The organism is Mycobacterium dioxanotrophicus, assembly GCF_002157835.1.
GTDB lineage: Bacteria > Actinomycetota > Actinomycetes > Mycobacteriales > Mycobacteriaceae > Mycobacterium > Mycobacterium dioxanotrophicus.
This window is the reverse complement of record NZ_CP020809.1, coordinates 2,877,226-2,890,327: the sequence shown is the minus strand read 5'-3', so window position 1 is coordinate 2,890,327 and position 13,102 is coordinate 2,877,226. Positions and strand designations below refer to the sequence as shown.

14 protein-coding genes are annotated in these 13,102 nt (G+C 67.1%); 6 read left to right on the top strand and 8 right to left on the bottom strand.

What is annotated here, in order from left to right:
* Nucleotides 1–143 precede the first annotated feature (143 nt).
* From BTO20_RS13950 to BTO20_RS13935, 4 genes are all read left to right on the top strand, one after another.
* Nucleotides 144–1,667, top strand: a complete 1,524-nt coding sequence (locus BTO20_RS13950) for a sugar ABC transporter ATP-binding protein (RefSeq protein ID WP_087076727.1) — start codon at nucleotides 144–146, stop codon at nucleotides 1,665–1,667.
* A gap of 29 nt (nucleotides 1,668–1,696) precedes the next feature.
* Nucleotides 1,697–2,713: an ABC transporter permease gene (locus tag BTO20_RS13945; RefSeq protein ID WP_064944734.1), complete on the top strand. Its 1,017-nt coding sequence runs from the start codon at nucleotides 1,697–1,699 to the stop codon at nucleotides 2,711–2,713.
* 73 nt (nucleotides 2,714–2,786) lie between these two features.
* Nucleotides 2,787–3,815, top strand: coding sequence for a substrate-binding domain-containing protein (locus BTO20_RS13940; protein WP_157680212.1), 1,029 nt, complete (start codon nucleotides 2,787–2,789; stop codon nucleotides 3,813–3,815).
* A gap of 77 nt (nucleotides 3,816–3,892) precedes the next feature.
* On the top strand, nucleotides 3,893–4,732 hold the full coding sequence (locus tag BTO20_RS13935; protein WP_087076723.1) for a DeoR/GlpR family DNA-binding transcription regulator: 840 nt from the start codon (nucleotides 3,893–3,895) through the stop codon (nucleotides 4,730–4,732).
* Between the two features lie 82 nt (nucleotides 4,733–4,814).
* On the opposite strand, the gene BTO20_RS13930 is transcribed toward BTO20_RS13935, so the two are convergent.
* The 3 genes from BTO20_RS13930 to BTO20_RS13920 all read right to left on the bottom strand — a co-directional run bounded on the left by BTO20_RS13930 (nucleotide 4,815) and on the right by BTO20_RS13920 (nucleotide 7,830).
* Complete coding sequence (locus tag BTO20_RS13930; RefSeq protein WP_087076721.1) at nucleotides 4,815–5,690, bottom strand: SDR family oxidoreductase; 876 nt, start codon at nucleotides 5,688–5,690, stop codon at nucleotides 4,815–4,817.
* 21 nt (nucleotides 5,691–5,711) lie between these two features.
* Nucleotides 5,712–6,950, bottom strand: coding sequence for a cysteine--1-D-myo-inosityl 2-amino-2-deoxy-alpha-D-glucopyranoside ligase (gene mshC, locus BTO20_RS13925; protein ID WP_087082060.1), 1,239 nt, complete (start codon nucleotides 6,948–6,950; stop codon nucleotides 5,712–5,714).
* A 121-nt stretch (nucleotides 6,951–7,071) separates the two neighbouring features.
* Nucleotides 7,072–7,830 carry a 3'(2'),5'-bisphosphate nucleotidase CysQ gene (locus BTO20_RS13920; RefSeq protein WP_087076719.1) on the bottom strand — a complete coding sequence of 253 codons (759 nt, stop codon included), beginning with the start codon at nucleotides 7,828–7,830 and terminating at the stop codon, nucleotides 7,072–7,074.
* 110 nt (nucleotides 7,831–7,940) lie between these two features.
* Here BTO20_RS13920 and BTO20_RS13915 point away from each other — a divergent pair, with 110 nt between their 5' ends.
* Together BTO20_RS13915 and BTO20_RS13910 are read left to right on the top strand one after the other, a co-directional pair.
* On the top strand, nucleotides 7,941–8,348 hold the full coding sequence (locus BTO20_RS13915) for a DUF2628 domain-containing protein (RefSeq protein ID WP_087076717.1): 408 nt from the start codon (nucleotides 7,941–7,943) through the stop codon (nucleotides 8,346–8,348).
* Between the two features lie 6 nt (nucleotides 8,349–8,354).
* Nucleotides 8,355–9,029 carry a DUF6891 domain-containing protein gene (locus tag BTO20_RS13910; protein ID WP_087076715.1) on the top strand — a complete coding sequence of 225 codons (675 nt, stop codon included), beginning with the start codon at nucleotides 8,355–8,357 and terminating at the stop codon, nucleotides 9,027–9,029.
* Nucleotides 9,030–9,053: 24 nt separating this feature from the next.
* Here the strand turns inward: BTO20_RS13910 and BTO20_RS13905 are convergent, their stop codons facing one another.
* From BTO20_RS13905 to BTO20_RS13885, 5 genes are all read right to left on the bottom strand, one after another.
* On the bottom strand, nucleotides 9,054–9,971 hold the full coding sequence (locus tag BTO20_RS13905) for a TIGR03619 family F420-dependent LLM class oxidoreductase (RefSeq protein ID WP_087076713.1): 918 nt from the start codon (nucleotides 9,969–9,971) through the stop codon (nucleotides 9,054–9,056).
* A 115-nt stretch (nucleotides 9,972–10,086) separates the two neighbouring features.
* Nucleotides 10,087–10,944 (bottom strand): SCO1664 family protein, encoded by an 858-nt coding sequence (locus tag BTO20_RS13900; protein WP_087076711.1) that lies wholly within the window; start codon nucleotides 10,942–10,944, stop codon nucleotides 10,087–10,089.
* Nucleotides 10,928–11,515, bottom strand: coding sequence for a DUF3090 domain-containing protein (locus BTO20_RS13895; RefSeq protein ID WP_064944740.1), 588 nt, complete (start codon nucleotides 11,513–11,515; stop codon nucleotides 10,928–10,930). Before BTO20_RS13895 ends, BTO20_RS13900 begins: the two co-directional genes overlap by 17 nt.
* 35 nt (nucleotides 11,516–11,550) lie before the next feature.
* A complete protein-coding gene (locus tag BTO20_RS13890) occupies nucleotides 11,551–12,222 on the bottom strand; it encodes a histidine phosphatase family protein (protein WP_087076709.1) in 672 nt (223 codons plus the stop codon).
* A gap of 25 nt (nucleotides 12,223–12,247) precedes the next feature.
* Nucleotides 12,248–13,078 carry an undecaprenyl-diphosphate phosphatase gene (locus BTO20_RS13885; protein WP_087082058.1) on the bottom strand — a complete coding sequence of 277 codons (831 nt, stop codon included), beginning with the start codon at nucleotides 13,076–13,078 and terminating at the stop codon, nucleotides 12,248–12,250.
* Nucleotides 13,079–13,102 lie beyond the last annotated feature (24 nt).

The following is a 13,102-nucleotide window of genomic DNA, read 5'->3' as shown; positions in this document are numbered from 1 at the left end:
GCTGATTCCTTCGCTCACGCGGATGCGTGTGTGCGTCCGCTCACTCGTTTTATAACATGATAGATGCGATTTCTAATGTCAATCCCTTGATAGTTCGCATCGTCGTTGTTATCTTTCTCAAATCCGAGATCAGAGGAGCAGGTATGGCCACCGCCCTACATGTCGATCACGTCGCGAAGGCTTTCGGCGGCGTGCCGGTGCTGCGTGACGTGTCGTTCGACCTGCACCCCGGCGAGCTCACCGTGCTCGCGGGCGAGAACGGGGCGGGCAAGTCCACGCTCATGAAGATCGTCACCGGGCAACTCAAGGCCGACTCGGGCGAGGTCACCGTCGACGGCACCGCCCTGCAGCACGCCGACCCCAAGCTCGCCCGCAGCCTCGGGGTGGGCATCGTGCCGCAGGAGCTCGCTCCCTACCCGGAGCTGACGATCTACGAAAACCTGTTCGTGGGAAGGGAACTCAAGACCCAGTTCCGCACCCTGGATCGGCGCGGCATGGCCAAACAGGCGCGCGAGATGCTGGGCACCTTCGGGGTCGAGGTCGATCCCAGGACCCGTATGGGTGATCTGCCGATCGCGCTCATGCAGCTCGTCGAGATCGCCAAGGCGACCACGTGGGGCGCCAAGGTGCTGCTGCTCGACGAGCCGACGTCGGCGATCCCCGACCGCGAGGTCGAGCGGCTCTACGACGTGGTGCGCAGGCTCAAGAAGCAGGGCGTGGCGATGCTCTACACCACCCATCGCATGGCCGAGATCACCGAACTGGCCGACCACGTGGTGGTGTTGCGCGACGGCCAGCTCGTACTCAACGCGCCGCTGGCCGACACCACGCCGGACGGCATCGTGCACGCCATGATCGGCCGCGAACTGGACAACCTGTTTCCGCCCATCACCCCTGCCGGTGACGAGATCGGCCTGTCCGTGCGCGGTCTGCAACTGCATCCCGATGGCCCCGCCGTCGATCTCGAGGTCCGCAAGGGCGAGATCCTCGGACTCGGCGGACTGGTGGGCGCCGGGCGCAGCGAGATCGTCGAAGCCATCTTCGGCATCCGGCGCTCGGTCGCCGGCTCCATCGAGGTCAACGGCCGTGCAGTCCACCGCGGACGGGTGGCCGACGCGATCCGCGCAGGCATCTCGCTGGTCCCCGAGGACCGGAAGGGCGCGGGCCTGGTGCTCACACAGTCGGTCCTCGACAACGGCAGCCTGCCGCATCTGGGCGCATTCGCCTCCGCGGGCTGGCTACGCAACCGCAAACGTTCAGCGGCGGTCACCGATGCCACCGCGTCGGTCCGGCTCAAGTCCAGCGGCCTGGGCCAGCTCGTCGGCAACCTGTCCGGCGGCAACCAGCAGAAGATCGTGCTGGCCCGCTGGCTCACCCAGAACTGCTCGGTGCTGCTGCTCGACGAACCCACCCGCGGCGTCGATGTCGGCGCCCGCGGCGAGATCTACACGATCATCCGCGACTTGGCCGCCGAGGGACTCACCGTGATCCTGGTCAGCTCCGACATGCCCGAGCTCATCGGGCTCAGCCATCGCGTGCTGGTGATGCGCAGCGGCGGCGTGGCCGGGGAACTGTCCCGCGACCAGCTCGATGCCGACGACGTGCAGGAACGCATCTTCCGCTATGCCAGCGGCCAGGAAGCCACCCAACCAGGCGAAGTCGCGTGACCGCGTCGCCAAGCCCTCGAGAGGACACCATGTCAACCGCTACCGACCAGGCGAACAAGCTTCCGCCCGCGGATGCCGTGCGGGATACCAGGCGCTTCGACCGGACCTGGCTCACCAACTTCGCGATCCGTAACTCGATGGTGATCGTGCTGCTGCTTGTGATGGCCTACTTCAGCTACCGCAGCGTCCGGTTCGCCACGCCGGACAACGCATTGACCATCCTGGTGGCCGCCGCGCCGTTCGCACTGGTCGCGCTCGGACAGACCTTCGTGATCCTCACCGGAGGCATCGACCTGTCGGTGGGCAGCGTGATCGCGGTCAGTGCGATGACCGCGTCGTCGGTGGTGGTCGGCCATCCCGACCGGATCTTCCTCGGACTCGCGGCGGGTGTGGTGGTCGGCCTTCTGATCGGCCTGCTCAACGGGGTCGTGGTCAGCAAGCTCGGGGTGGCGCCGTTCGTGGCGACACTGGGCACACTGACAGCGGGTTCGGGCCTGGCCTATGTGATCGGTGGCGGTGCACCGATCAACGGGCTGCCCGGCGAGTGGGGCAAGATCGCCAACACCACGTTGTTCGGCGTGCAGCTGCCGGTGCTGATCATGATCGCCGGCTTCATCATCTCGTACCTGGTGCTGCGCAAGACCTCGTTCGGCGTGCGGGTGTACGCCGTCGGGGGCAACCGCACCGCGGCCGACGTCGCAGGCGTGAAATCTGGGCAGATCCTCATCGCGGTGTACACCCTCAGCGGTGCGCTTGCGGGGCTCTCGGGCGTGATCCTGTCCTCGCGCGTCATCTCCGGTCCGCCCAACCTGGGGTCCGGTTACGAACTGGCCGCCATCGCCGCCGTCGTCATCGGTGGCGCGAGCCTGCTCGGCGGCCGTGGATCGGTCTGGGGCACCCTGCTGGGCCTGCTGCTGATCCAGACCCTCAACAACGGCCTGGACATCCTCGTCGTCCCCGCCTACTGGCAGAAGGTCATCAGCGGCGTGCTGATCGTCGCGGCGGTCGCCGTCGACGTGTGGGCCGTGCGCAGACGCAGCAGCTGATCCGAAACGCTTGCACCCCAACCTCATCCACTTAGAGAAAGGCACGACCCCGATGTCCCGCAGACTGACCCGAATGCTTGTGACGGCAGCGGTTCCCGCCCTCATGGTGTCCGTTGCCGCCTGTGGCGCAGGTGATCCCAGCGCCAAGAACGGCCAGCCGTCGACGCGTGTCGGCGTCACCGTCTACGACATGTCCTCGTTCATCACCCAGGGCAAGGAAGGCGCCGAGTCCTACGCCAAGGCCAACAACATCGACTTGGTGTGGAACTCGGCGGGCGGTGACGTCTCGACCCAGGCCAGCCAGGTCGACCAGCTGATCAACCAGAAGGTGGACGCCATCGTGATCGTCCCGGTGCAGGCGGATTCCCTTGCGCCGCAGATGGCTTCGGCCAAGGCCGCCAACATTCCGGTGATCGCCGTGAACACCGCGCTTGCCGATTCGGGTGCGCTGAAATCCTCGGTGCTGCCCGACGATGTCGCCGCCGGTGCACAGGAGATGCAGATGATGGCAGACAAGCTCGGCGGCAAGGGCAACATCGTCGTGCTGCAGGGCCCGCTCGGATCGTCCCCCGAACTCGACCGCACCAAGGGCATCAAGGACACGCTGACCAAGTACCCCGGCATCAAGATCCTGGCCATCGACACCGCCAACTGGAAGCGCGACGAGGCGGTCAACAAGATGAAGAACTGGATCTCCAGTTTCGGTGACCAGATCAACGGAATCGTCTCGGAGAACGACGACATGGGTCTCGGTGCCGTGCAAGCCCTCTCGGAGGCGGGCAAGTCGATCCCCGTGGTCGGCATCGACGGCATCCAGGACGGCTTGGAAGCGGTCAAGAGCGGCAAGTTCATCGGCACCTCGCTGCAACACGGCCGGGTCGAGATGGCCGAGGGCATCGCGGTGGCGCAGCGCGCCGTCAAGGGTGAGCCGGTCGAGCAGAAGTACGTCTACAAGATGCCGCCTGTGACACCGCAGAACGTCGATCAGTACTACCAGAACGTGGTGACCGGCAAAGACGCGTTCCTCGCGCAGCTGCCTGCGCTGGTCGCCCAGAACCTGGCCTCGGGCGATCTGTCCAACGAGAAGCTGAACCAACAGTGACCGCGATCAGCGTCTAAGTAAGGTACGGACGGGGCGTGCGCGGCGCGTCCCGTCCGTACGACAGAACAGGAGGCCCGATGCCGAACCCAGCGGGTGTTGGTCGGTCGCACCGCGACGGACAGGCGGAGCCTCCGGCGGGACCGAATGAACGCCGCGCCGCCATCCTGGAAATGGTGATGGCCGCCGGGTCGGTGAAGATCGAAGACCTGCCCGACGCGTTCGGGGTCAGCCTGATGACCGTGCACCGCGATCTGGACACCCTGGCCACCCAGGGGCTGATCCGCAAGACCCGCGGGGTCGCAACGGCCATGCCGAGCACCCTGTCGGAGGCCAGCACCGAATTCCGGGCCCGCCAGAACGTCGCCGACAAGCACGCCGTGGCCAACGCCGCGCTACAGATGATCGAACCCGGGCAGTCGGTGATCATCGACGACTCCACCACGGGCCTGCACCTGGTGAGCCAGCTGCCCGAGCGTCAGCCGCTGACCGTCATCACCAACTTCCAGTCCGCGCTCGACGCCCTGCTCAACCAGCCGGGCCTCAACGTCATCGCGCTCGGCGGCCAGTACTACCCGTGGTGCCGGGCCTACATGGGGTCGTTGACGCTCACCGCGCTCCGCAACATCCGGGCCGACGTGTTCATCATGTCGACCTCCGCCGTCACCGACGGCATCTGCTTTCACCAACATCACGACACCGTTCTGGTGAAGCGCGCGATGTTCGAGTCGGCGCGCACCCGCATCGCCTACCTGGACCACTCCAAGTTCGAGCGGCGCGCCCTGCACGCCCTGGGCCCACTGAGCGATTTCGACACGGTCATCGTCGACAGCCGCACGCCTGAGGACCAGATCCGTGCGCTGCGCCTGGACGGCGTCAACGTCGTCGTCGCACCCGACGTCGGCGCGTCGGCCCTGTAACCGGCGCTACTACCGCCGAGTGGCCAGTTGTGGCACGCATATTCGCGAAAATGCGTGCGCAACTGGCCACTCGGCGTTTTCGCTACTTCTCCAGCGCCTCGGTGCGCGCGCTGGTAGACCGGCCGAGCGCGGCGGCCTCGGCGTCCAGCTTGGGCAGCAGCTCGGGCGTGAACTTGCGAATGTCGCGCTCCCCCAACGGGGTTGCCACCACCGGGCGGATCCAGCGGAAGAGCCCGACCCAGTCCGGGCAGTAGATGCGGCTCTTGCGGCCCTCGATGCCCTTGACGAACGCCGCGCCGCACTTGTCCACCGTGGTGGTCTGCTTGATCGGCCCGGGCATCTTGGACAGCATGACGCGGAACGTCGAAAGATCCGATTTCGCGTCCTGCACCAGCGGGGTGTCGATCCAGCTCATGTGAGCCGAGCCCACGTCGACACCGAGGTGGGCCACCTCCAGCCGAAGCGTGTTGGCGAAGTACTCCACGCCCGCCTTGGACGCGTGATACGCCGCGAGGCCCGGTGCGGACGTGAACGCCGCGAGCGAGGACACCACCAGCACGTAGCCGCGGCGCTTGATCACCTCGGGCAGCGTGGCTCGGACGGTGTTGAAGACGCCGGTGATGTTGACGTCGATGACGCGCTTGAACGCTTCGGGATCGACGTTGAGCACCGAGCCGAAGCTCGCGATACCCGCGTTGGCGAGCACGATGTCGATGCCGCCGAACCGCTCGACAGCGGAGTCGGCAGCCTTCTGCATGGCAGGCAGGTCACGGACGTCGGCCAGGGCGGTCAGCACATGTTCCTCACCCAGCTCCGCGGCCAGGGCCGTCAGCGGCGCCTCGTCGAGATCGGTGAGCACCAGCTTGGCACCCTTGCGGCGCAGGCGGCGGGCCACCTCCTCGCCGACACCGCGAGCACCACCGGTGATGAAGACGACCTTGCCGTTGACTGAACTCATGCCGCCAACGTACCGCTCCGCTTAGAGGGCCACACCCAGCAGCGCGTCAACGGCAGCGGCCACCGCGCGCGGCGCCGCGGGGTCATGGCCGCCGTAACCGATCGCGTCGTCAGCCCAACCATCAAGAGCGGCAAGGGCTTTCGGAGTGTCCAGATCGTCGGCGAGGTACCGCCGTACCCGCGCGATCACATCGGTGGCATCCGGGCCACCGGGCATGGTGGTCGCCACGCGCCACCGTTCCAGGCGCGCGTTGGCCTCATCGAGCACCTGCTGGCTCCAGGAGCGGTCGGCCCGGTAGTGCCCCGCCAGCAGCCCGAGCCTGATGGCACCCGGATCAACACCATCGGCGAGCAACCGGGACACCAGCACCAGGTTGCCGCGGCTCTTGCTCATCTTGTGCCCGTCCCAGCCGATCATCCCGGCGTGCACGTAGTGGCGCGCGAATCTGCGCTCCCCCGTGACGGATTCGGCATGCGCGGCGGAGAACTCGTGGTGCGGGAAGATCAGGTCGCTGCCGCCGCCCTGGATGTCCAGGCCGGTGCCGATGCGGGTCAACGCGATGGCCGAACACTCCACGTGCCAACCGGGACGGCCCGGCCCGAACGGCGACGGCCAGCTCGGCTCGCCGGGACGGTGCGCGCGCCACAACAGCGCATCGAGCTCGTCGCCCTTACCCGGCCGATCCGGGTCGCCTCCACGCTCGCCGAACAGGCGCAGCATGGTCTCGCGGTCGTATCCGGATTCATAGCCGAACTGCACGGTGGCGTCGGCCCGGTAGTACACGTCGGGATACTGCGCGTCGTCGACCACGTACGCCGCACCCGAGGCCAGCATCTTCTCGACCACCTCGACCACTTCGCCGATCGCGTCGGTGGCGGCCACGTAGTCGTGCGGCGGCAATACCCGCAGCGCCGTCATGTCCTCGCGGAACAGCTGGGTCTCGCGGTCACCGAGCGCACGCCAGTCCAGCCCGTCGCGCGCGGCGCGCTCGAACAACGGATCGTCGACGTCGGTGATGTTCTGCACGTAGTGCACGGTGTGCCCGGCGTCCAGCCACAGGCGGTACACCAGGTCGAAGGTCAGATAGGTCGCCGCGTGGCCGAGGTGCGTCGCATCGTACGGCGTGATGCCGCAGACGTACATGGTGGCCGTCGGCCCCGCCGCGACCGGGCGGATCTGCCGGTCCGCGGTGTCGTAAAGGCGCAGCTGAGGACCCTGCCCCGGCAGGGTAGGGATGTTCGGCGCCGGCCAAGACTGCATGGCTTCGACTTTAGGGTGCTCGGTCAGCACGGGTCTCCCCCGGTCGGTCGGGTCACCGAAGACAGCCTCGGTTCATGCAACACAGACAATGACGAACGCAGATCCATTCCCGCCTTTTCGATCACGCCGCGCCGATCGCCTCGAGCAGGATCGGCGCCAACTCCTGGCGGCACATCACGAAATCCGGCAGATACGGATCGGCACGGTTATAGACCAGCTTGGAGCCGTCCAGGCGGGAGGCGTGCAGCCCGGCCGCCAGCACCACGCCGGCGGGCGCGGCCGAATCCCATTCCCACTGTCCGCCGGCATGGATGTAGGCGTCGACATCGCCTCGGACCACGGCCATCGCCTTGGCCCCGGCCGAACCGATCCGCACCAGCTCGAAGTCGAGCCGCTCGCGCATGCGCCACAGCACCGGCGGCGGCCGGTTGGTGCTGGCGGTGATGAGGATGGGGCCGTCCCGGCGCGGCGGCGGTGGCTGCACGGTGTCGCTGCGGTACACCTCGCCGCGGGCAGGCAACGCCACCACCGCGTCGGTGAGCCCGGGACCCCCGGCGCGGTGACGCTGCCACAGCGCGATGTGCACGGCCCAATCCTCGCGGCCCGGTAGCGAATACTCGCGCGTGCCGTCGACGGGGTCGACGATCCACACGCGGTCGGCGTCGACCCGGGACAGATCGTCGACGGCCTCTTCGCTGAGCACCGCGTCCCGCGGTCGGGCTTGCGCGAGCCGGTCCAGGATCAGGGCGTTGGAGCGCAGATCGCCCTCGTCGCCGAGGTAATACGGATCGTAGAAACCGATCTCCTCGCGCACGGCCAGCAACAACTCGCCGGCCTCCTGGGCCACGGCAGCGGCCAGGTCGGCATCGGTCGAGTGCATCCAGTCAGTTTGACTGGTGCGCCCGACGGACCTCGAATCGGGGTTGGGCTGCGGCGGTTGTGCCGATCTCGTGGCGAAGCGGGCTCACCACCACCGTTAGGATCCATCGGGTGACCGAGCAAACCCCGAGCGTGACCCTGTCCCCGGCCTGGCAACGGCGCTTCGATTTCTTCAGCGTCTACGGCCTGCCCAACTCGTCGCCGGAATCCAAGGCGGTCTACCGGTCACTGCCGTTCGGCACCAAGATGCGCATCGGCTCGAACTTCCCGGCCTTCTTTTTCGGACCCATCTACTTCTTCGTCAAGGGCATGTGGCGCAAGGGACTGACACTGTTCGGCATCGCGATGGCCCTTTCGGTGGTGCTCGTCGTCCTCGACGTGTCCGACAACGTCGCCCGCGCGGCAGGCATCGCGGTGGCCTCGGTGGCGATGAGCACCGCCAACTACGCGTACTACCTGCACGTGACCAGGAGCAGCCAATCCTGGAACCTGTTCGAGGGATTCGGCCGGCGGCGCTAGACGGCGATGCGCATCCTCGACTGGGACACCGGCGATCTCGACGAGCTCAGCCGCTTCATCCGCGCGCGGTTGGTCGCGGGCTTCTGGGAATTCGACGACCTGCTCGACTGGGTGACGGCGTGGGTGGACGACTCCGGGGTGGTCCGGCCAGCCGAGGCCACGGCGCTGCTGGAATCGATGTGGGGCCAACGGCTTTCCGAGCAGGCGAGGTGGCAGGACACCGGCGACTACGGGCGGCTGCAATACGTGTTCACCCAGTTGGAGTCGGAGGGCATCCTGGCCCGGATGTGCTTCGCGTGCTGCACCACCTGCGCGACGCACGAGATCGACGACGAACGGACGCCCAACCCGGATCCGAACGACTGGTACCGCTACCGCGAGTGGGCGTACACCTTCTTCCACGAACAGGACGCTGCGCGCCTCGGCGACCGCGATCCGGTGCTCTACCTGGGCTACAGCGCTTTTCGCCCGCATCCGGCGTTACCGCAGGCGCTGATACGCGCGGCCGCGGCCGGCGATGAATCCGCGTCCGCCGAGATCACCGACCGCACCGAGACACTGCTCGGCGAACGAATCGTGGTACTGGCCAACCACTATGGGCTGGCGACGACCTGGTCGGGGTCGAGGCGCGACCGTATCGAGGTCAATGTCCGCGAATGGCGTAAACCGCTGCCGGAGTAGAGATTCCACAGTGGCCGTACCGCACTAGACAGCGGGCGCGATCTCCTCGATGACCCACTGCGCGTAGTCCAGGTACTCTGCCACATCCTGCACCGGCGGTATCGGCACACTGCTGATCGTCACGCCCAGTTCGCTGAACCGGCCGAGCTTGTCGATGATCTCGCCCGCACTCATGCCCGGACGCTGGGTCGGATCATCCTTGACCACATGCCCTTCGCCGATCAGTGAGGTGCCCAGGCCGTACATCACGTCGAACGGCCGGCCGTCATAGGACTGCTGGGATTTGATGAAGTCGATCCGGGCGGGGAACTGATCGGGCTGGGTCAGAAACGGCATCCACCCGCAACTGAACCTGGCCGCGCGTTGCAGCGCCCGGTCGGCATCGCCGCCGATCCAGATGGGGATGTGCGGCTGCTGCACTGGTTTCGGCTGGAATGCGACGTCGTCGAACGTGACGTACTTTCCTTCGAATCTCGGCGACTCGCTGGTCCACAATTCGATGATGGCGCTGAGATACTCGTCGGCCATCCGCCCGCGTTCGTGAAAGGGCACCCCGAGCATCCGGAATTCCTCGGCGTCCCAACCGATACCGAACGTGACGCCGATCCGGCCGCCACTCATCCAGTCCGCTGTCGCCAACGCTTTGGCCATGATGACCGGATGCTGCAGCGGTAGCAGAGTGGCGCAGGTGCTCAGCCGGATGGTCTGCGTGGCCCCCGCGAGGTAGGCCTGGGCGACCGTGGAATGGAAGTAGTGCGGTCCTGTCAGTGCGACGTGGGAGCGCGGCACCAGGAAATGCTCCGGTACCGCGAGCAACCCGTATCCAAGTTCCTCGGCCCGCCTGGCCATCATGGCCTGGTCCGCTCCGGTGACGGCGAGCTCCCACGGCTGAGTCAACGCCGCGAGTTCCATCGTGTGGGGCATGACGAACATCAGCTGCATGACGTGCTCCGATCACTCACCGCCGATCTGGCTGCGCACAGTCTGCGGGTGTCCGCCGCGGCCGCCTAGAGTAGCGAGTTACCTAATCGCGACACGGACATACGCCCCACAGAGGCTAGAACGCCGGCCACGGGATGGGCCTACGCCGGTCCGGTGTCGGCATCACCGGATTGTCCAGCAGCCCAACAACTCTGCCCCGCAGCGCGGCAATCTCACGGCCGGTGATGTGGTCGCACAATTGCTCGGCCAGATCGCCGGCCAGCCGGTCCCGCAGGGCCGCCACGTCGACCAGGGTGTCGTCGTCCACCGGCTTGCCCGCCCAGCCCCACAGCACGGTGCGCAGCTTGTCCTCGACGTGCAGGCTGACACCGTGGTCGACGCCGTAGACCCCGCCGTCAACGCCGGCCAGGATGTGCCCACCCTTGCGATCGGCATTGTTGATCAGCACGTCGAAGACCGCCATGCGATACAGCCGGGGGTCATCGGCGTGCACCAGGGTCACCTCGTCGCCTGCGTAGTCGTAGGCCTGCAGGATCGGCATGTAACCGGGTGGAACATGCCCAGCGGGCACCAGGTCGACGAGATCCAGCGCTTCCTCCGCCGGTTCAGTGCTCGTTTCGCTCCTCACGTCCGCGTCGTCCCCGGGTTGGTCCACCCAACGTTGCACCATTCCGATGCCGGCAGGGCCGTCACGAATGATGGTCTGGGGCACGATGTTCCACCCGAGCGCCGCTGACACCAGGTATGCGGCCACCTCACGACCGGCGAGTGTGCCGTCGGGGAAATCCCACAGCGGGGCCTCGCCGCGCACCGGTTTGTACACGCAGTGCACCACGGCGTCCCGCAGTTGCGCCTCGCACAGGAAGGTGGCGTTGCTCGCCGAACGGATCCGACCGATCACCGTGAGTTCGCCGCCCGCCAACGCCTCATCGGCGTCAATGGAGTCCGGCTCGCCGTCAGCCCTCGGCGTCATCTTCGGTTCCGGCGATGGCACCGCGCCGGTAGCCGTTGGTACGTACACAGATATGCCCATCGGGGTCCAGCGGCTCATCGCACAGCGGGCACGGTGGCCGGCCGGCCGAGATGACCCGGTTGGACCGCGTCGCGAACTCCCTGGCCGACTCCGGCGTCAGGAACACCCGCACCGCGTCCGGGCCTTCCTCGGCGTCGTCGAGCACCACCGACGCGTCGAACTCGGCATCCGAGACCGCCAGCAGCTCCACCACCACCGTCTGCGCCTCGGAGTCCCAGCCCAGACCCATGGTGCCGACCCGGAACTCCGCGTCCACGGGCGTGATGAGCGGCCGCAGGTCGGCCACTTCACCGGTGTCGGGCGGGATGGGGGTGCCGAACCGGCGGTTGATCTCCAGCAGCAGCGCACCGATGCGTTCGGCCAGCACGGCGACCTGCTGCTTCTCCAGCACCACCGAGATCACCCTGCTGTCGTGGACAGCCTGCAGGTAGAAGGTCCGATTTCCGGGTTGACCGACGGTCCCGGCCACGAAGCGGTCGGGAGTGCGGAAGACGTGAATTGCGCGGGCCATGGCACCTTCCAAAATACCGGTTGGAGCACCGACGGTCAGTCAGTGGACCCGCCGACCACCGCATCGGTGGCAGGTTTGGCGGCCAGTCCGGCGCTCAGCTGCGCGCCGGTGTGGTTGATGTGCACGACAAATGGGCGCATATCCGTGTAGCGGATCACGCTCATGGACGCGGGGTCGGCGGTGATGCGCTGGAAGCCATCCAGGTGCACGCCCAACGCGTCGGCGAGGATCGCCTTGATCACGTCGCCGTGGGTGCACGCCACCCACAGCGCGTCGCCGCCATGCTCGGCGGCCAGCGCGCGGTCCCGTTCCCGGATCGCGGCCACCGCGCGGGCCTGGACCTGCGCCAACCCCTCCCCGTCGGGGAACACCGCGGCGCTGGGCTGCTGCTGCACCACGCCCCACAGCGGTTCTTTCACCAGCTCGCCGATCTTGCGGCCGGTCCACGCGCCGTAGTCGACCTCGGTCAGCCGGTCATCGACGATCGGCTCCACCCCGAGTGCGGCGGCCAGCGGGGCCACTGTCCGTTCGCAGCGCAGCAACGGCGACCGGACGATCGCGCGCACCGGAAGCTCTCCCACCCGGCCGACCACGGCAGCGGCCTGTTCGACGCCGCGTTCGTCGAGATCGACGCCCTCCGACCGGCCCGCGAGCGTGTTGGCGGTATTCGACGTCGAACGCCCATGTCGCAGCAGGATGACGGTCATATCGGCTCCTCGTTCAAGCGCTCGATCATTGTGCCGCCAACACCCCGGTACCCAGCAGCACGAGCACCACCGCGCCGGCCACCACCCGGTAACCGACGAACCAGTACATGCTGTGGGAGACCAGGAATTTCAGGAACCACGCGATGGCGGCGAACCCGACGACGAACGCGATGACCGTCGCCACCAGCAGTTGCGCACCGCTGGCGCTCATGCCCTCCCCGACCGGGTGGAACGCGTCGGGCAGGGAGAACAATCCTGAGGCGAACACCGCCGGGATGGCCAGCAGAAAACCGAACCGGGCCGCCAGTTCGCGGTCCAGCCCGAGAAACAGCCCGGCGCTGATCGTCGCCCCCGAGCGCGACACACCCGGCACCAGGGCCAGGCACTGCGCCAGGCCGACCACCACGCTGTCGCGCCAGGTGAGCTGCTCCACCTGGCGGGTCTGCTTGCCGAAGTACTCGGCCGCGGCGATCACCGCCGAGAACACGATCAGCGCCGACGCGACCAGCCAGAGATTGCGTGCGCCGGTGCGGATCTCGTCCTTGAACAGCAGCCCGAAAAACCCGATGGGAATGCTGCCGATGATCACGAACCAGCCGAGGCGATAGTCGGCGTCGCGGTGGGCGGCGACGAACAGCCCGTTGAACCAGGCCTTGACGATCCGCCAGATGTCGCGGGCGAAATAGACGAGTACGGCCAGTTCGGTACCCAGTTGGGTGACCGCGGTGAAGGAGGCGCCTGCGTCGTCATGGAAGAACAGCCGTGAGGTGATCGCGAGGTGCCCGGATGACGAGACGGGAAGAAACTCTGTGAGCCCCTGCACAATCGACAACACGACCACTTGCAGCCACGACATCGCCGGCACGTCAATCACGCCGAC

Excerpts from the sequence above, each read along its gene's own strand:
- BTO20_RS13905 (WP_087076713.1), bottom strand. The coding sequence starts at position 9,971 with ATGCAGCTGATGTTCGTCATGCCCCACACGATGGAACTCGCGGCGTTG.
- BTO20_RS13945 (WP_064944734.1), top strand. The coding sequence starts at position 1,697 with ATGTCAACCGCTACCGACCAGGCGAACAAGCTTCCGCCCGCGGATGCC.
- BTO20_RS13890 (WP_087076709.1), bottom strand. The coding sequence starts at position 12,222 with ATGACCGTCATCCTGCTGCGACATGGGCGTTCGACGTCGAATACCGCC.
- BTO20_RS13940 (WP_157680212.1), top strand. The coding sequence starts at position 2,787 with ATGCTTGTGACGGCAGCGGTTCCCGCCCTCATGGTGTCCGTTGCCGCC.
- BTO20_RS13920 (WP_087076719.1), bottom strand. The coding sequence starts at position 7,830 with ATGCACTCGACCGATGCCGACCTGGCCGCTGCCGTGGCCCAGGAGGCC.
- BTO20_RS13910 (WP_087076715.1), top strand. The coding sequence starts at position 8,355 with ATGCGCATCCTCGACTGGGACACCGGCGATCTCGACGAGCTCAGCCGC.
- BTO20_RS13885 (WP_087082058.1), bottom strand. The coding sequence starts at position 13,078 with ATGTCGTGGCTGCAAGTGGTCGTGTTGTCGATTGTGCAGGGGCTCACA.
- BTO20_RS13900 (WP_087076711.1), bottom strand. The coding sequence starts at position 10,944 with ATGACGCCGAGGGCTGACGGCGAGCCGGACTCCATTGACGCCGATGAG.
- BTO20_RS13935 (WP_087076723.1), top strand. The coding sequence starts at position 3,893 with ATGCCGAACCCAGCGGGTGTTGGTCGGTCGCACCGCGACGGACAGGCG.
- mshC (WP_087082060.1), bottom strand. The coding sequence starts at position 6,950 with ATGCAGTCTTGGCCGGCGCCGAACATCCCTACCCTGCCGGGGCAGGGT.
- BTO20_RS13950 (WP_087076727.1), top strand. The coding sequence starts at position 144 with ATGGCCACCGCCCTACATGTCGATCACGTCGCGAAGGCTTTCGGCGGC.
- BTO20_RS13930 (WP_087076721.1), bottom strand. The coding sequence starts at position 5,690 with ATGAGTTCAGTCAACGGCAAGGTCGTCTTCATCACCGGTGGTGCTCGC.
- BTO20_RS13895 (WP_064944740.1), bottom strand. The coding sequence starts at position 11,515 with ATGGCCCGCGCAATTCACGTCTTCCGCACTCCCGACCGCTTCGTGGCC.